The 18,437-nt window shown below is 40.3% G+C and carries 18 protein-coding genes; 4 read left to right on the top strand and 14 right to left on the bottom strand.

Annotated features, from left to right (window positions below; genetic code table 11):
- The first annotated feature begins 42 nt into the window (after positions 1-42).
- Positions 43-2,016: an excinuclease ABC subunit UvrB gene (gene uvrB / locus WCY03_RS02160; protein ID WP_345993360.1), complete on the top strand. Its 1,974-nt coding sequence runs from the start codon at positions 43-45 to the stop codon at positions 2,014-2,016.
- Positions 2,017-2,049: 33 nt separating this feature from the next.
- A complete protein-coding gene (locus WCY03_RS02155) occupies positions 2,050-2,619 on the top strand; it encodes a DedA family protein (RefSeq protein WP_345993359.1) in 570 nt (189 codons plus the stop codon).
- Between the two features lie 27 nt (positions 2,620-2,646).
- Here WCY03_RS02155 and WCY03_RS02150 read toward each other — a convergent pair whose 3' ends face one another.
- From WCY03_RS02150 to WCY03_RS02125, 6 genes are all read right to left on the bottom strand, one after another.
- The gene (locus WCY03_RS02150; protein WP_345993358.1) at positions 2,647-3,150 is read right to left on the bottom strand and encodes a hypothetical protein; all 504 of its coding nucleotides are present in this window, start codon (positions 3,148-3,150) and stop codon (positions 2,647-2,649) included.
- Between the two features lie 3 nt (positions 3,151-3,153).
- Positions 3,154-3,555, bottom strand: a complete 402-nt coding sequence (locus WCY03_RS02145; protein ID WP_345993357.1) for a hypothetical protein — start codon at positions 3,553-3,555, stop codon at positions 3,154-3,156.
- Between the two features lie 13 nt (positions 3,556-3,568).
- The gene (locus WCY03_RS02140; RefSeq protein ID WP_345993356.1) at positions 3,569-4,315 is read right to left on the bottom strand and encodes a TIGR04255 family protein; all 747 of its coding nucleotides are present in this window, start codon (positions 4,313-4,315) and stop codon (positions 3,569-3,571) included.
- A gap of 682 nt (positions 4,316-4,997) precedes the next feature.
- Positions 4,998-7,202 carry an NADP-dependent isocitrate dehydrogenase gene (locus tag WCY03_RS02135; RefSeq protein WP_345993355.1) on the bottom strand — a complete coding sequence of 735 codons (2,205 nt, stop codon included), beginning with the start codon at positions 7,200-7,202 and terminating at the stop codon, positions 4,998-5,000.
- Between the two features lie 184 nt (positions 7,203-7,386).
- A complete protein-coding gene (locus WCY03_RS02130; protein WP_345993354.1) occupies positions 7,387-8,652 on the bottom strand; it encodes a Na+/H+ antiporter NhaC family protein in 1,266 nt (421 codons plus the stop codon).
- Between the two features lie 103 nt (positions 8,653-8,755).
- The gene (locus WCY03_RS02125) at positions 8,756-9,382 is read right to left on the bottom strand and encodes an acyl-CoA acyltransferase (RefSeq protein ID WP_345993353.1); all 627 of its coding nucleotides are present in this window, start codon (positions 9,380-9,382) and stop codon (positions 8,756-8,758) included.
- 47 nt (positions 9,383-9,429) lie between these two features.
- Here WCY03_RS02125 and WCY03_RS02120 point away from each other — a divergent pair, with 47 nt between their 5' ends.
- Positions 9,430-10,125 (top strand): L,D-transpeptidase family protein, encoded by a 696-nt coding sequence (locus tag WCY03_RS02120; protein ID WP_345993352.1) that lies wholly within the window; start codon positions 9,430-9,432, stop codon positions 10,123-10,125.
- Here WCY03_RS02120 and WCY03_RS02115 read toward each other — a convergent pair.
- The gene (locus WCY03_RS02115; protein ID WP_345993351.1) at positions 10,108-10,539 is read right to left on the bottom strand and encodes a hypothetical protein; all 432 of its coding nucleotides are present in this window, start codon (positions 10,537-10,539) and stop codon (positions 10,108-10,110) included. The genes WCY03_RS02120 and WCY03_RS02115 overlap by 18 nt on opposite strands.
- 193 nt (positions 10,540-10,732) lie before the next feature.
- On the opposite strand from WCY03_RS02115, the gene WCY03_RS02110 reads away from it, so the two are divergent.
- The gene (locus tag WCY03_RS02110; protein ID WP_345993350.1) at positions 10,733-11,485 is read left to right on the top strand and encodes a flagellin; all 753 of its coding nucleotides are present in this window, start codon (positions 10,733-10,735) and stop codon (positions 11,483-11,485) included.
- 12 nt (positions 11,486-11,497) lie between these two features.
- On the opposite strand, the gene argS is transcribed toward WCY03_RS02110, so the two are convergent.
- From argS to tsf, 7 genes are all read right to left on the bottom strand, one after another.
- On the bottom strand, positions 11,498-13,099 hold the full coding sequence (gene argS / locus WCY03_RS02105) for an arginine--tRNA ligase (protein WP_345993349.1): 1,602 nt from the start codon (positions 13,097-13,099) through the stop codon (positions 11,498-11,500).
- A 3-nt stretch (positions 13,100-13,102) separates the two neighbouring features.
- Positions 13,103-13,348 (bottom strand): twin-arginine translocase TatA/TatE family subunit, encoded by a 246-nt coding sequence (locus WCY03_RS02100; RefSeq protein ID WP_345993348.1) that lies wholly within the window; start codon positions 13,346-13,348, stop codon positions 13,103-13,105.
- A 77-nt stretch (positions 13,349-13,425) separates the two neighbouring features.
- Positions 13,426-14,040 (bottom strand): guanylate kinase, encoded by a 615-nt coding sequence (gmk, locus tag WCY03_RS02095; protein ID WP_345993347.1) that lies wholly within the window; start codon positions 14,038-14,040, stop codon positions 13,426-13,428.
- Positions 14,030-15,772 (bottom strand): hypothetical protein, encoded by a 1,743-nt coding sequence (locus tag WCY03_RS02090; RefSeq protein ID WP_345993346.1) that lies wholly within the window; start codon positions 15,770-15,772, stop codon positions 14,030-14,032. The genes gmk and WCY03_RS02090 overlap by 11 nt, the downstream gene beginning before the upstream one ends.
- Positions 15,773-15,869: 97 nt before the next feature.
- Positions 15,870-16,634, bottom strand: a complete 765-nt coding sequence (gene fliR / locus WCY03_RS02085) for a flagellar biosynthetic protein FliR (protein WP_345993345.1) — start codon at positions 16,632-16,634, stop codon at positions 15,870-15,872.
- Positions 16,634-17,278, bottom strand: a complete 645-nt coding sequence (locus tag WCY03_RS02080) for an ABC transporter ATP-binding protein (RefSeq protein WP_345993344.1) — start codon at positions 17,276-17,278, stop codon at positions 16,634-16,636. The genes fliR and WCY03_RS02080 overlap by 1 nt, the downstream gene beginning before the upstream one ends.
- Before the next feature lie 91 nt (positions 17,279-17,369).
- The gene (gene tsf / locus WCY03_RS02075) at positions 17,370-18,437 is read right to left on the bottom strand and encodes a translation elongation factor Ts (RefSeq protein WP_345993343.1); all 1,068 of its coding nucleotides are present in this window, start codon (positions 18,435-18,437) and stop codon (positions 17,370-17,372) included.

Here is an 18,437-nt window from a genome sequence, read left to right as displayed (position 1 = left end):
AGAAAAACCCCAATATAAATACCAAATCGGCTATAATTTCACATGCCGAATTTTAAAGTACATTCACCCTATGCTCCTGCGGGAGATCAGCCCCAAGCCATCAAAGCTCTGAGCGATTCTATATTAAAAGGAAACCGCTACCAAGCTCTTGAAGGCGTAACGGGAAGCGGTAAGACTCACACCATGGCGCGTGTCATCGAAAACGTAAAGATGCCGACCATCATCATGACGCATAACAAGACGCTTGCCGCACAGCTTTACAGCGAGTTTCGGCAGTTTTTTCCAAACAACCATGTCGAGTATTTCGTCTCCTACTACGACTACTACCAGCCTGAAGCCTACATACCCCGTCAGGACCTTTTCATAGAAAAAGACAGCGCCATCAACGACGAGCTGGAGCGTCTTCGCCTCTCATGTACGGCGAACCTGCTCAGCTACGACGATGTCATTGTTATAGCTTCGGTCTCTGCAAACTACGGTTTGGGTGACCCCCAAGAATACCTCAAGATGGTACAAGCCGTAACCGTAGGCGATGAAATAAGCCAGAAGAAACTTCTGCTTCGGCTCGTCGAGATGGGCTACACCAGAAACGACAGCTATTTTGACAGCGGACATATCCGTGTCAGCGGCGATGTCATCGATATCTATCCACCCTATTTCGAAGATGAAGCGATCCGCATCGAATTTTTCGGCGACGAGGTCGAATCCATCTACAAAATAAGCGTCTTGGAAAACAAACGCATCGAAGACTATAAAAACGTGAACATCTATGCGACAAGCCAGTTCAGCGTCTCACAGGATCGTATGGCGATCGCCATAAAACGCATAGAAGACGAACTCGGCGAACGTCTTGATTTTCTTTTAAAAGAGGGCAAGCTTGTTGAAGCACAGCGCCTTAAACAGCGTGTGGAATTCGACCTCGAGATGCTTCAGACCACGGGGATGTGTAAGGGGATCGAGAACTATTCAAGACTTTTAACGAATAAAAAACCGGGAGAAGCGCCCTTTACCCTGCTTGATTATTTTGAGATCAAACATAAAGAGTATCTCGTCATCGTCGATGAATCACACGTGAGTCTTCCGCAGTTTCGCGGAATGTATGCGGGAGACCGTGCCAGAAAAGAGGTACTTGTCGAGTACGGCTTTCGTCTGCCAAGCGCACTGGACAACCGTCCTTTGCAGCTGGATGAGTACATCAACAAAGCACCTCACTATCTTTTTGTTTCGGCAACACCCGCCCAGTACGAGCTTTCCCTTTCAGCCGTAAAAGCCGAACAGATTATCCGTCCCACGGGTCTGCTCGATCCGATAGTCGATATCAAGCCGCTGGATAACCAGGTCGAAGACATCCACGACGAGATAAAAAAGATCACGGCGAAAAATGAGAGAGTTCTTATCACCGTTCTGACAAAAAAAATGGCAGAAGCGCTGACAAAATACCTTGCCGATCTGGGCATAAAAGTGCAGTATATGCACTCGGAGATCGATACCATAGAACGTAACCAGATCATCCGCTCCCTGCGTCTAGGGGAGTTTGACGTACTGGTGGGAATAAACCTGCTAAGAGAGGGTCTTGACCTGCCTGAAGTAAGTCTTGTCGCCATACTCGATGCGGATAAAGAAGGGTTTTTAAGAAGCGAGACTTCGCTTATCCAGACCATCGGACGTGCGGCGAGAAATGCCGCCGGACGCGTCATCCTCTACGCAAACAAGATAACAGGCTCTATGCAGCGCGCCATCGACATAACAAAGAACAGACGCAAGCATCAAGAGGAGTTTAACAAAGCCCACGGCATAACTCCGACGACGACCATCCGTAAACTGGACGAGAATCTGAAACTCGAAGATCACGGCGACCTCTATTCAAAAAGAAAAAATATCGATAAAATGCCGGCAGCAGAAAAGAAAAAGATCGTAAAAGAGCTTACAGAACAGATGAAAAAAGCCGCACGCGAGCTGGAGTTCGAAGAAGCAGCTCGCCTGCGCGGCGAAATAACAAAGATCAAAAAACTTTAGGGTATAAAACCCTTGACACACTAAAGGAAAAAAATGGAAGATATGTTGAGCAACATTGCGACTTACGGATATATAGGTCTTTTTATCTACTCTCTAGGAGGGGGATTCGTAGCTCTTGTTGCAGCGTCCGTTCTCTCATACATGGGAAAAATGGATCTGGCAACTTCGATGGCTATCGCATTTACCGCCAACGTCATAGGTGACAACCTGCTCTTTTATCTCGCACGCAACCAAAAAACAGCTATGCATGACTACCTTCGCAAACATAGAAGAAAACTCGCACTTGCCCACTTAAAGATGAAACAGTACGGCTCATGGATCATCCTGATCCAAAAATTCATCTACGGCATCAAAACGCTCATCCCCATCGCCATCGGTTTAACAAAATACGATGTTAAAAAATTCACGATCTTAAATATCCTCTCCGCAATCGTCTGGACGTTAGTGGTAGGTTTTGCAAGCTACTTTTCAGGCAACGCCATTGTAAAACTTTACGATCACATAGTAGAAAAACCGTATATAGCCATCATAGTGGTAGCGACTATATTCGCTGTTCTCTGGATTTATCTTTCTACGGCCACTAAGAAGAAGAAAAAGAAGTAATAATATATTAAATTAGTTGCTAAGAGGTTATTTAGGAGAAATATTTATCATCCCATATCCTCTATTATCAAAATATTTCCGATGATTAGTATACGTTGATATTAGCGTAATTGCAGAAGCTATAGCATCTGCATAAGCATATTCAATATCATCATAAGAAATAGAATATCCACTGTTGGTTTTTATTGTCAATTCTTTTGCTACATCAACTTCTAAATCATAGTCACATAAGTTTCTCAATATACGTAATTTATCAATATGTGTTCTCATTGTTGGTTCAGTGTTTGATATACAGTTTTTTAAAGTATAATGAGCATCATCTTCTTGTAAACTTGCTTTATCTTTGGAACGAAACTTACCACAATTTAAAAAGCGATCTTTCAATAAGTTAAATACCCCATAATACAAGCGTCCTATAGATGTACGAACTTTTGCTTCATACAATGAAGTATCAACTTCTCTCTCTGCATGTAGTTGTTTTGCTAATTCTATAAATTTTATCGCTTTAGTTGCTATAGGACTTTGTGACAAATTTTATACCATTTGTTGATGTGTTGTAATCTGCCCTATTGCATTATCTGGGATACTAGCAAAAGCTTCACTAATAGCTATATTTGTATTAACAAGCTTTTCAATATCTTTTGATTTTGGTATATTTATAAGAAACGTAGTTATTCCCAACTTATCTTCTGTAATATCAAAAGAATCAATCATATTATCTTCCTTTAAAGAAGTTAATGCAATCTGAATTTTATTCATATAGACCACTTTATTATCGACTTCTGATAAGTATTTAACAATTTCTGAAGGGAATTGATTGACTATATCGACTTCAGATTTAGTCCCTGCATCTGTTGAACCTACTAAAGCAAGAGATACCAACATACCAGCAACGGTATAATTAATTGTACTAGATAAACTTGTTGACGGTTGCATATTCCTACCCTTTCTATTCTCTTGGATCAAGAGTATCAATAAATTCTTTTTTTAATAAGTCAAAAAATGTTTTTTTATTCGCTCTATGGCATCTCATTATTATATCGTCTGGATCTGCAAAAAGATTATTACTTAATTTCACATTTGTATCGATATCAATTACAGAACCAAGTTGAATGTCATTTTTGAACTTTCTACTTGTTTGACTCTTGATTATAACGTTACAGTTAAACCCATCTTCAATAATAGCTCTTTCTAATGTAGTTACTTCATCAAGAATAGAAGTATGATTAAAGTTTAATTCCAACTCAGATTTATTGAAAATATTTATTTTTTCAAAAAAATCTATTGTTCTCAAACCTAATCTATCCGTTTCACTAATAATATTCATTGCATTTATTTTCTTACAAATATCTATAACTTCATCGTGAATATATGAAGTCCACCCCGGATAATTGTCATTATGTAACTCTTTATTGTAAAAAACAGTTAAGACATTTTGACCTACTCCAACCGAAACTTTTTTATCATTCCCTACAAGTCTATACAGAGGTGCAAATTTTAATTCTGGAGCATGAGAACGAATGCTATCGGGTATTTCCAACACATTAGTAGGTAGCATTTCTTGATAACTATCTTTCAAAGCATTATATATCATACCTGGGATAGCACTACTTGGTATAACAGATGTAAATCTAATTTCTAAATTTGATTCAACAATCGGTGTAATGCCTAGTCTACTAGGATGAGGTTGTTGCATTATATGCCTTCAGACAAATTTAATTTCATAATTTTATCATAATATTATGAGTACTTCATTTTTATTTTAGCATAACTTACTAACTAATATACTATTAACAAGCATATAAAGTACCATTGTACTTCATTATGCATAATTTATTCTTTTTTTAGTTTTCTTATAGATCTATTACAAAGTCTATCCGTTTAGATAAATTAATCCTAGCGCAATCTTAGCTAACCACTTGTTCTACCCATTTGTAAATATACTTATGCGTTATACTTTCTACTGAATGCTCAACGAGAAAAATTAATCATATTTTTACCAATTCTCATATTTCACGAACATTATATCCCATTAATTTTTCTGTGTTTAACGAAAAGTCCATACGTCAGTTGCAACATCTGCAGAGCCAAGAAAAAGCAAAACAATGACGTGAAGAAAACATAACTGTTTGAGGCGAAGCCGAGTTTTATGTTTTTAGGAATGGATTTGATTTTTCTTGGGGACTTGACGCAGTCAAGCTCGAAGCCGTTGCAAGAGCTTTTTGGTACTTTTTTGCGGAGAAAAAAGTACATGAAATAAACTTACTTTAACCGTCAAAAAGTATAGAGAAAAGTCTTACATGTAAAGAAAAAAACAGATGAAAAATAAAAAAAGAGGAAAGTTCCCAAAGGGCCAAAACCCTTTAGGAAAAGAAAGATTATATAGAATCGATGATAGCGTTAAGAGTCGCAGATGGACGCATAGCTGCAGCAGCTTTAGCATCAACTGGCTTGTAGTAACCGCCGATATCAGCAGGCTTACCTTCTACAGAAAGAAGCTCTTCCATAATTTTCGCTTCGTTCTCTTCTAGTGCTTTTGCAACAGGAGCGAATTTAGCAGCTAGTTCAGCGTTGTCACCTTCAGCAAGAGCTTTTGCCCAGTACTGTGCAACATAGAAGTGGCTAGCTTTGTTATCCGGCTCACCAGCTTTTCTGCTTGGAGCTTTGTTGTTATCTAGGTATCCGGCATTTGCTTTATCCAGTGCAGCAGTAAGTGCAGCTAGTTTAGCATCCGGATGTTTTTGCTCGATATATCTGAATGACTCGGCAAGTGCCAAGAACTCACCAAGTGAATCCCAACGTAGGTGACCCTCTGCAAGGAATTGGTCAACGTGCTTAGGAGCAGATCCGCCCGCACCTGTTTCAAATAGACCACCACCGGCAAGAAGCGGAACGATCGAAAGCATTTTTGCAGATGTTCCAAGCTCTAAGATCGGGTACATATCTGTTAAGTGGTCACGAAGAACGTTACCGGTAGCAGAAATAGTGTTCTCACCTTTACGTACACGAGCATTTGTATAAGCTGTAGCATCTTGAACATTCATGATCATCCACTCGAAACCGCTTTGATCGAATTCGTCTTTATAGTCGTTGATCTTTTTGATAAGATTTGCATCGTGTGCACGGTTTTCATCCAACCAGAATACAACCGGGCTTCCAGTAAGACGTCCGCGCTCGAACGCAAGTCTTATCCAATCTTTGATCGGAATATCTTTCGCACGGCTCATTCTCCAGATGTCACCTTTTTCTACGTTGTGACTCATAAGAACGTTACCTGCAGCATCTTTAACTTCTACAACACCGTCTTCCGGCATTTCGAAAGTTGTCGGGTGAGAACCGTACTCTTCAGCTTTTTGTGCCATTAGACCGACGTTTGCAACGTTACCCATTGTAGTAACATCGTATTGACCGTTTTTAACACAATCATCTACCATACCTTGGTGGAAACGTGCATAAGAGCTGTCTGGGATTACCGCAACACACTCTTGAACTTTTCCGTCCCAGTTCCACATTTTACCGCCGTCACGTACAACAACCGGCATAGAAGCATCGATGATGATGTCGTTTGACGCGTGAAGGTTAGTGATACCGTTGTCAGAATCAACCATAGCGATCGGAGGTTGAGTACCGTAAGTAGCCATGATAGCTGCTTCGATCTCTGCTTTCATCGGAGAGTTAGCGATCTTTTTGTAAAGATCACCAAGTCCAAGGTTGGCGTTTACACCAAGACGAGCGAACTCATCAGCGTATTTTGCGAAAACGTCTTTGAAGAACACTTTAATAGCGTGACCGAACATGATAGGATCAGAGATCTTCATCATTGTCGCTTTAAGGTGCAGTGACCAAAGAACTCCGTTTGCTTTTGCATCGTCAAGAGTTTTTTGGTAGAACGCTTGAAGTTTTTTCGCTGACATGAAAGTACCGTCAAGAACTTCTTTGTCAAGAGCGTCGATCTCTTTTAGGCATTTACCGTTAAGGTTGATAGTAACTTTTTGGTCACCTGAAACGATAACAGACTGCTCGTTTCCGTAGAAGTCACCGTCTCCGTCCATGTGTTGAACATACGCTTTTGAAGGGTTTTCAAACGCACGAAGTTTGTGAGGGTTTTTCTGAGCGAATTTTTTAACCGCATCAGCAGCACGACGGTCGGAGTTACCTTCACGAAGTACCGGGTTAACGGCAGAACCAAGACATGTTGCATATTTTGCAGCAATGGCTTTTTCCTCTTCAGTCTGCGGGTTTTCAGGGAAATTCGGAAGGTTATACCCTTTTTCTTGAAGCTCAGCGATACACTCTTTTAATTGAGGGATAGAAGCAGAGATATTTGGAAGTTTAATGATGTTTCCTTCCGGCTCTAGTGCAACTTTACCCAAATATGCCAACTCATCAGCTATTCTTTGATCTTCAGTTAAATACTCAGGAAATGTAGAGATAACTCTTCCGGAAAGAGAGATGTCTCTAGGCTCGACGTTTACTCCGGCTTCTTTAGAAAAAGCTTGAACGATTGGTAACAACGAATATGTAGCTAAAGCAGGTGCTTCATCTATCACAGACCAGATAATAGTTGGATTTGACTGTGCCATGTCTTGACTCCTAAATCAGATTTTTAAAATTGGAGTATAGTAACATAGTTTTATGTATCTAAATGAAATTAGATTTTTTTTCATATCTAATTAATTAAAATGTGCAATAAAGTAACATTGTTACATTTTGTAATGTAACAATTCTACACACTTATCACTGAAGACAAAGATATTCAGATACTACTCATATGTAAGAAAAGAGGATGAACATCACGGATGCCGCCAAACCGGATATTACTGCATAGGGAAGCTGGGTTTTTACATGCTCTACAACATCGCATTCACTCGCCATCGCCGAGATAATGGTCGTATCCGAAATGGGCGAACAATGGTCTCCAAATACCCCACCTGAGATCACAGCCCCCATAACAAGGGGAACTTCTGCATTCATAGCTACTGCCATCGGTATTGCTATGGGTGTCATGATACTAAAGGTCCCCCAACTGGTTCCGGTTGAAAAGGACATAACCGAAGCAAGCAAAAATATAATGAAAGCCAAATAGTGGGGAGATAAAATATTTGATGTAAAGGATGCCAGGAACAAACCCGTTTTGAGTTCATTGGTCACCTCTCCTATACCGAATGCAAAAAGCAGTATTGTTGCGATTGGTATCATCTTTCTTATCCCTCTCAAGGAAAGAAAAACACCCTGTTTTATACTCATGACACCGTCAATTTTATAATACAGAATCGATAACACGACCGTAAAAATCATAGTATAAAAGATGGAAGAAGAGCCGCTTCCTTTTAGTATGTTCCCGCTTCCCGTTATATATAAAAAAAGAAAAACAAGCAAGATCATCAGTAAGATAGGATACACCATATGTCCTATCTTGCCGGATCCGTAATTTTTTGAACTGTCGTTTATAACGACAGCGTTTTTCATCGGCCCTATCTCTATATTAAACCAGACGACCAAAAAAGTAACGACTAGTGCAGCCATTGCATAAAAGTTGTATGCGATGGATCTTAGAAGAATATCTATATCGTCTGCAACAAGGACGCCGTCTAGTATCTGTGTGGAGATAAGTCCCAGAAGCAGCGCTCCCCATCCGTTTATTGCCAGCAGTGAGCACACGGGAGCAGAGGTCGAATCGCAAACAAAAGCAAGTTTTGCGCGCGACACTCCGTAACTGTCGGTTAAAGGGCGGCTGACAGTGCCTGCTATAAGCGACGTAATGGAAGATTCGACAAATATCAATATCCCGATAAAGTATGCTAAAAGTAAAGAGGCCCTGGCCGATGTGATGATAGAGTGCTTTTTTTGCACATAGTGGATAAACCCGCCTATGCCTCCGGAGTTTTCTATCAGGAGAACGACGGAACCTACAAGCAGCGCAAATCCGAGAGTCTTTACTATCCAAGCCTGCGACACAAGCTTAAAAAAAAGTCCGGCTGTCGCTCCAAACGTATCTGCCAAAGAGAAACCGTTCAATATGAACAATCCCAAAAATATGCCGCCAAAAAGCGATATAAGAACGTTTCTTGTAAATAACGCTAGGATGATGGCTAAAAGAGGCGGCAGAACACTAAGAGAGTCTATCTTTTTTTCCTTATAGGTGGAATTCTAAAAGAGCAACCCCGCTACGCCCAAATTTCTCTTTGAAAACTTCGCATTTTTTTTCATTTATCACTTTAAATCCGAGTTTTTTGTACACGAGCATTATATCCGCAGAGCCTATCTCGACAACCGTATGAACTATGCGGTATCCCTTTAAACTGGCAGTCAGCAGGCTTTTTTTGACAAGCTCTTTTATAATGACCAAGTCGCTGTAACCGTCTTTTTCTACGAGAAAATCGAGCATCCAGGTTCTTTTATCGCTTTGAAAAGCACAAAGAGATATCATCGAAGAGTGTTCTTCGTTTTCTTCGCTTACTCCCAGTTTTTCAAGAGCTTTTGAAAGCAGTTCCTCCGTCGCTATCCTCGGCTCATAATTACATAAAGTTCCGACATCTTCACCGTCGATGGAAGCGATAAGAAAGTTTGAGTAATGACAATATGTTTTTATCTCCGAAGTAATAAGCTGCTCTAATTTGTTCAATAATAATTCTTTATTATCTATATCAAAGATAAGATCGAATATACCCGTCCTTTTACCGGCTCTTGAACTTTTCAACATTGATAAAGCTAAAAATTTTGAATCGCCGCTGAGGGCTTTTCTAATCTCAATTTTTTTCATTAATCGCACTTTATATTTTTTAAATCTTACTAATAGTATCATATTTTATGATAAAAATATTCTTAATTTTTATACTGCTGCAATTTAACATCTTACATGCAAGGCAGATACTCCTTGTAGTAAGTGAAAACTTCAACTCGACAAAAGCAAAATTGTACACTTTTGAGGATTCAAAGAGCGTTTTTAGGGGTATCGACGTCAACATTGGAAGAAACGGTCTTGCCTGGGACGGCGACGACAAATATTTCCATCACGACAAAAAAGAACCTTTAAAACGGGAAGGCGACGGAAAGTCGCCTGCGGGCGTGTTTCTGCTAAAAAGCAGTTTCGGATATGAAGATAACGATTTTTTACTGCCCTATATAAAAAGCACGACCGAAAAGATATGCGTCGATGATGCAGATTCCGATTTTTATAACCGGATTATTGATATGCCAAAAGAGCAGCCGAAAAGTTTTGAAAATATGAAAAGGGACGACATACAGTACAAAATAGGCGTCGTCGTGGATTATAATCCAAATAAAGTAAAAAACAGGGGATCATGCATCTTCTTGCATGTGCAAAAAGAAAAAGACCACCCGACGGCCGGATGCACATCGATGAGATACGAAGACCTGAGAAAAATTCTAAAATGGCTTGATCCAAATAAGAAACCTCTTCTTATACAGATACCAAAGAATTACATCAAAGAGATTCCCAAAGAGTTGTTAAGTACCGATGCAATATCATTTAAAAAGCTGTGAAGAATCGATAAGTATATTATCCATATTGTGAGTGATTCCAAACGACAATAAATGATAAAGTTCATTAACCAGATGTATCGCGTCTTTATGGGCACTGGCAGTTACAACACTTGCAAAAAGCTTCTTAGAGAAAAAAAGGTTTTGAAATCTCGTCAGCAGATTATTTCCTGCTTTTATTCCGCCTTTTTCATCCGTACAATCCAGTACAATGGCACATAAATTCGGTTTTATAACAATAAAACGGTCACTTTTGCGTATATACGATTCGAAGCTTGTTAAATCAAGTTCTTCGGCAAAACCTATCAAAACAGAATAGTTAATGTTATAGCGTCTATATCTATAATCATAGTCTGTTATCTCGTTCATTATTGTTTTTCGAATATCTTCACGCAGCTCAACTAAGATATTTTTCATGTCGGAATCACCAATAATTTTATTTATCTAATTCGGGTTAGATATGCACTATTCTAACTATTTTTGATTTCATATGTTCTTAATTAATGTATGATTTTCATTTATTATTTATCCTTATCGATAATTAATATGATAAAATAAACATTATTTTAGTTTAAAAGCGTTATTATTGATAAAAGACAAGGAGGTTATCATGCAAGTAAATAATTCAACGAGCAGCTCTTTATTGTACATAAACGATCATAAAAAAAGCGCAGAAGCGTCGCTGGGCAAAATAGTCAGTGCGAAAAATGAGCAGCTTGACAACGCTTCTTTGGCACTCATAGCAGATGCTATTGGCAACGATATCGGTACACTTTCTCAAGGTCTTCAAAACGCGACCGATGCGACAAGTATGATGCAGATCGCAGACGGTGTTCTCAGCGGCCTGTCTCAAAGTGCACAGGATCTTAACGTACTGTCGGTACAATCAAACAGTGCTGCTCTTTCCAGTGAACAAAAAGCTTCACTCAGCAGCAAAGCCGACGCTATCAAATCCAGCATGCAAGACAGCATAAACAATGCCTCTTTCAACGGACAGGCGATTTTCGGCAGAAATATGGAGTTTTCACTGGGTGAGAGTACCGTAACGGCTAACATATCCAACGTCAACGTAAATTCTCTGGATATAAACTCGCAGGACAGTATCGCGGAATTTATGAAAAATCTGGACAGCGTGCGCAGTAACGTAGGATCAACAGTGAATGCTTTACAAAGTTCGACGAACTCTATTCTTACGCAGATAGGTTCTTTGTCGTCTGCAAAATCTCAGTTGAGCGATGCGGATATCGCCAAAGAGTCGACAAACTTCGCGCAGCAAAACATCATGCTCAATGCTTCGCTTATAGCTCAGGCCCATAAAAGCAGTATAAACTCTGCAATGGTCTCTCAGCTTTTAGGCAGCTAAAGAAGAGGTTTCTTAAGCCTCTTCCTCTTCACGTACCATTCTGTCTTTTGCTTCGATCCCAAGCAGACTCATACCTGTTTTTAATGAAAGCGCCACCACTTCGAGAAGTTTTAAAAGTTTTGCCTCATCCTCTGTTCCGATGATTCTGAAATCATAATAGAACTTATGAAGTTTTGCAGCCAAAGATTTTAGATAATCGGTCAGTTTTTGAACCTGTCTTGAACCAAAAGCATCTTCGATCACCTCCGGCAGTAAAAGAGCTTCAAAAAGAAGCGAATCTGCATCGGCGTTCAAGCCTTTTAAAGACACCTCTTCTATCTCTTCTTTTGACAGATCACTTTTTGCGACCATGGTTCTGATACGTGCATGAGCATATTGTATATAATATATAGGATTAGAGCTGTCCTGCTTTTTAAACTCTTCTACGTCAAATTCCAAAGCCGTATCGCTTTTTTTCGAAGCAAAAATAAATCTAAGTGCATCGGAACCTATCTCTTCGACGATATCGCTCATAAGGATCACGTTTCCTGCCCGTTTGCTCATCTTGTAAGGCTCACCGTCTTTTAACAGGCTCACCATCTGAGACAAAAGCACTTCAAGTTTTGAACTCTCATACCCTAAAAATTCGACGGCGGCTTTTACGCGCGGTATATAACCGTGATGGTCGGCTCCCCAGATATTGATATAGTGGTCATACCCTCTTTCAAACTTCTGATTATGATAGACAATATCTCCGGCCAGATATGTCGGACGTCCGTCTTCGCGGACAACGACCCTGTCCGAATCATCTCCTTTTGAAGATGAGGCTATAAACATCTTGTCATCTTTTTTATAGATACCCACGCCCATTTTTGCCATAACCCTGTCCCAATCGTCATATAAAGAGGATTCGTTTACAAAAGTATCAAAATGGATGTTCGTATCTGCCAATGTCTTGACGATAAGCTCCATCACTTTGTCTTTTGCCCAAAGCGCAAGCTCTTTTTGACGCGACTCATCGGTCAGTATCTCTTTGCCGAATTTTTCAACCGCGTCACGTGTGAGATCCGTCATATATTCGCCGCGATAAAAACTCTCAGGCCACTCGATATCGAGCCCGAGTATATTTGCCTGTCCCTCAAGCTGAATAGAAAGACCCAGCAGGTCTATCTGGTTTCCTGCATCATTGACATAATACTCTGCTGTGATATCATAACCGAGATGGCGGCCGAGACGCAAAAGAGTATCCCCGTAAACCGCTCCGCGGGCATGACCTATATGAAGAGGACCTGTAGGGTTTGCGCTGACGAACTCTAAAAGTATCTTCTCTTTTTTGTCAGATCTGCCGAACTCGTCTTGATTGTTTAAAGCCCATGAAGCATATTCGTTCAAAAACGTTTCGCTCAAACGAAAATTGATATAACCCTGTACGGATTCTACGGCGCTGAACATGTCGTCTTCACCGAAAGATGAACTGAGTTCTTCTGCTATAACCATTGGCGATCTACGCAGTTCTTTTGCGAGAGAGAATGCAATTGGAGTAGAAAAATGCCCAAAACTTCTGTCTTTGGGCTTTTCTAAAACAACGTCACGATCAAATTTTTCGCGTAAAAGCGATCCTACACGTTGTTTCAAGATTTATGCTTGTTTTGTTGTTGATGAAGTAGTTTCTTCTGCTGCTGAAGCTTTTTTGTCGGCTTCTACCTGTTTTGGTTGTTCAGAAGACGCTGTTTCAGATCCCGACTCATCGTCTTTCATCTCGTTTTTAAAACTTTTTATACCTTTACCCAAACCTTTTGCAAGTTCCGGAATTTTCTTACCACCGAATAATATAACAATAACAAGAAGGATAATTATCCATTCCCATCCACCTGGCATACCCATGAGACTCCTTTTTGTGCATATAATATCACAATATTTTAAATATTCAGAAGTATATCTACGATTTGCTGTAATTGGTATTAATCTTCCCAATCTATTATAAACTTATTGATCTCCGATGTCGGGATCTTCAGTCTTGCCGCTTTGGCTATGGTGACCAAATGTTTTGCCGCTTTATCCAAGTCGTCGTTTACGATGAAAAACTCATATTCGGATATACGCTGCACTTCGCGCTTTGCCATACTTATACGGTTTTGTATGATCTCTTCGCTGTCGGTACCTCGTACCCTGAGCCTATGTTCAAGCTCTTTTAAACTGGGTGTAGTAATAAATACGGATGTAGCGATATCGCCGAATCTGTTCTTTACGGACATATTCCCCTGTACATCAATATCAAAGACTACGAGTTTTCCCGCTTTTAAAGCTTCTTTCACCGGTTTCACGGATGTTCCGTAATAGTTTCCATGGACCAGCGCATACTCTAAGAACTGCTCATCTTCTATATCTTTTTTAAACTCTTCTATATCCGCGAAATGATAATCTATACCGTTTACTTCACCTTCACGCATAGGACGGGTCGTCGTAGATATCGAAAAATAATGCGCACCTATCTCCTGCGCAACTTTCTTGATCAGAGAACTTTTTCCTGCTCCGCTTGGACCGGAGAGAACAAGGATCGCTCCGCTACTTTTCAACTTTATCTCCGAACGAAATATTTATGGTTATATTCGCACCTTTGAGCGAAGCCGCTATATTGTCGTCACTTAATGCTTTTAGCAGGTTTTTAAGAGCTTCTATCCCCTCGTTGGATGATTTTTCTACTGTTTCTTCTGTATCTTCATCGGGTTGTATCTCTTCATCTTGCTGCATATCGATCCCGCTTGCTTCTGTTTCCTCTTGAGCATCGTCTTGTACGGTCTCGTCTTCGTCTATCTCTTCTCCTAGTGCAATCTTAAGTGATCTTTCATCCAAAGATGAAAGATCGCCGATCTCGGTATCTATTTCCAAATCTATCTCCTGGTCTAAATCTTCTTGTGTTAAATCGTTTACGGCGTTTTCTATCTTATTTTCCAAATCGTCCAGACCGAGGTCCTCATTTGTTTCTTCAGTCTCCGGCTGCGGTTCTTCTTCCAAGGCCAGTTCTTCATCCTGAAGATCATCCTCTTGCAGGACTTTATCTTCTTCTAAGATCTCATCTTCACTTGATTCCATCTCGTCAAGATTCAGATCATCGTCCAAATCATCCAGTTCATCCAACTCCGCTTCTATCTCATCTTCTTGTGTAACAGGATTATCGGCAGACTCTTCTTCATCTGTTTCATCAAAATCTTCTTCGTCAGATTCTACTTCCTCTTGTGTTATATTTTCAAGTTCTTCTTCATCTGATTCTGGTTCCTCTTCTGCTATTTCTTCAAAATCCGCTTCGTCCAACTCCGGCTCTTCTTCAACGCTTTCATCTTCTAATATCTCTTCATCCGGCTCTTGTTCTTCTTCCAGGGTTTCTTCAAGATCGTCCCCGTTCAAATCCAGATCTTCTTCCAGTTCTTGCAGCTTTGACAGCGTTTCCTCTTCTGTTTCAGATTCCGTATCGATATCTTCGATCACGCTCTCCGCTTCTTCCTCAGATTCCTCAGATTCCTCAGATTCCTCAAGCTCATCAAGCTCGTCGAGATCATCCAACCCTTCTATATCTTCCAGAGATTCTTCATCAAGCTGCAAATCTTCCAGATTAAGATCATCTTCACTAAACTCTTCATCTTCTTCGGTTATCTCATCCGCTTCGGTTTCATCCAAAAGATTTTTTACCTCTTGTACTTCATCTTGATCGAGTACGGATCCGGTGAGTTCTTCATTTTGATCCTCATCGTCGAGTTCATCAAAATCGATATCATCAAGATTCAGATCGTCATGATCGAAATCGATATCATCTAGATCATCGTGTTCCAACTCGTCAAGATTCTCCTCTTCCTCTTTGGGCTGATCTTCGATCTCATCGCTATCGCCATCTCCATCATCATCTTCATTTTCATCAAACTCCGGTTCATCTTCTAAATCCATCTCTTCTATATTTTCAAGTTCCAGATCTTCATCATCCGCAGCGGAGCCTGCAAGACTCTTTGAGACCATACTCAACAGCTCTACGAGATCCGTCGGCAAAAACGGCTTTTTGACCTCATAGTCAAACCCTTCCATACCTTCTGATCCGCGGGAAAGCATATAGATAGAACGCTTATATGATATTTTTTCTTTTAATTCGTTTATCATCTCAGGAGAATAGATAGTTTCATCAACTATGACAAGATCATATGTGCTTTCTTTGATATCGTCTACATTGTTTATGATTTCAACATTGTTGCCGGTTTTTTGAGCGCTCAACGTAACAAGTTTACTGACAACAGGATTATCATTTAACAGCAATATATTCATAGTAGGACATCCTTGAATGATTTATAGAATTTAACTTATTGTATCAAAAAAAAGTTGAAACCTCTGAAAATCTATATGTTTTGTCCGCCTGTTTCGTTTAAAAAAGAGTTCCCAGCCAGTTAAACGAATCCTGCATCTGGATTTTAAATATCAGCATCGCCGATGCAAAGGTAGCGATCAAAACGGCGAACGAGACGACTATCTTTATCGGAAATCCGATAACAAGCAAGTTGAACTGCGGCATTGTCTTCATAAGCATACCAAAGATTATGTCAGCCATCCATGACAATGCTATTAACGGAAATGCGATGGTAAAGCCTATTACAAACATGTTCGAGGCTGCGTGAATTATGTAGCTGAAGATATGTTTGCTCATTATAAAACCGCCAAGAGGGATAGCGCTTAAAGATTTATCGATAAACAGAAGCATCCAATGATGCAGATTAAGCGAAAAAAGCATCATCAATGCCATCAAAGACAAAAACTGGCTGACGATAGGCATAGAGACTCCCGACTGCGGATCGATGGCGCTTGCCATGGAAAACCCCATGACAAACGATATCTGTCCGCCGGCAAAAGTGATGACATTAAACGCCAGCTGCAATACGATCCCGATGATTAGCCCAAACAGCAGTTCACTGAGTGTGGCAAGGATCAGGTTTACAACATTTATCTCAAATGCGATAGGTTTCATAGATGCATAAAAGACCACTGTAAAGAAAAAAGCCATAGCGGTCTTTACTACGATCGGTATACTTTGATGTGAAAAAATAGGAACGGCTATAAAAAGCGAAGCAAAACGAAAAAAAAGAAGCAAAAACCCTACAATATTCGTATCGGTAAATATTGTCGCGTAATTCATTATTTTACCTGCAGCAGCTCTTTGTTTTCCAGATGAAAGACCTTATCGCATCTGTCTGCCATATTTTCATCATGCGTCACTAGGATTAAAGCAGCTTTATGATGAACTACATACTCATCAAAGATCTTCATCACTTCCTCCGCCGTTTTGTTGTCAAGGTTTCCCGTCGGCTCGTCCGCAAAGATTATACGAGGCTTTTTTGTAAGGACTCTGGCAATAGAAACCCGCTGCTGCTGTCCGCCTGAAAGCTCACTCACCTTCTGGTACATCACTTCTGCAATATCGAGTCTTTTTAGCAGCTCTTCGTCTATCTCTTCACGACTGAGCATTGAAGCCACTTCGAGATTTTCCATGGCACTAAAGCCTTTAAAAAGATAATGTGCCTGAAATATAATACCGAGATCATTGCTTTTGAGATGCACAAGCTCTTTTTGAGTAAGATCATGCACTCTTTTGCCGAGCAGCTCCACCGTTCCTTCAAGAGGCTCGAGCAACGTGGAAAGTATATGCAAAAACGTAGACTTTCCGCTGCCGCTGACTCCGGTGATCGCTATTTTGTCTCCCTCATTTACATGCAGGGATATATCTTTAAAGAGTTCATAATCAAATGAGTGTGATATGGAAGTGGCTTTTAGTAAATTCATAAAATGGATTATAACAAAGTGAATATAAAAGAAAGGGTAAAAATTATTTTAGGAGTGTTAAAAAATAAAAAAGTGGAATAAGGGAGAACCCTTACGCCATTTGTGCAGCAACTTCTGCAGCAAAGTCGTCGACTTTTTTCTCGATACCTTCACCTACTTCAAGACGGAAGAATGCAGCAATTTTCGCACTACCGCCTGCTGCTTTACCGGCTGCTTCAACAGCCTCTGCAACAGTTTTTTTGTCGTCTAGAACGTAATTTTGATCTAGAAGAGCCTGCTCTTTATCTAATGTAGAGTTGTCATCGATAAAACGAGCAAGTTGACCAGGAACGATCTTATCCCAGATCTGCTCAGGCTTACCCTGCTCTTTAAGAGCTGCTTTGATGTCTGCTTCAGCTTGAGCGATAACCTCGTCTGTAAGCTGGCATCTAGAAACGTACTGAGGTACGTTTTTAAGAGGTTTTTTGAGGCGTGCTAGTTCCTCGTTCTCTTTTTTGATCACTTCGATACGTCCTGCAGTTTCATCTGCAACGTACTGAGCATCGAAATCTTTGTAGCTAAGAGTCGTAGGTTTCATTGCAGATGCATGCATTGCAACGTTTTTAGCCGTATCGACCATAGCTTGTGCAGTTTTAGCACTGTCACATTCGATAGCGACGATAACACCGATACGAGTGTTTGAGTGAACATAACCGTTGATAATAGTGTTCTCGTTGCCGGTCAATGTAGCGATACGGCGGATCTCGATTTTTTCACCGATCTTTGCTACTGCTTCATCGAATACCAATGCAAAAGATTTACCGTCCATCTCAGTTTCGCGAAGAGCCGTAACATCACCACACTCATTTGTAAAAGCTTGAGAAACAGATTTTGAAACAAGGTCTTTGAAACCGTCGTTTTTCGCAACGAAGTCTGTTTCTGAGTTTACTTCTACCAATGTCGCTTTAGAGAAATCGTCAGCGATTTTTAGACCGATAGAACCTTCAGCAGCAACACGGTCAGCTTTTTTAGCCGACTTGGCGATACCGCGGTCACGAAGATACTCTTTTGCTTTTTCCATATCTCCGTCAGTTTCTGTCAATGCTTTTTTACAATCCATCATTGGTGCATCGGTAGCTGTTCTAAGCTCCTTCACCATTGCTGCTGTGATTTCTGCCAT

It is taken from the genome of Sulfurimonas sp. HSL-1716 (assembly GCF_039645975.1).
Classification (GTDB): domain Bacteria; phylum Campylobacterota; class Campylobacteria; order Campylobacterales; family Sulfurimonadaceae; genus Hydrocurvibacter; species Hydrocurvibacter sulfurireducens.
This window is presented reverse-complemented; position numbering and strand designations above follow the sequence as displayed.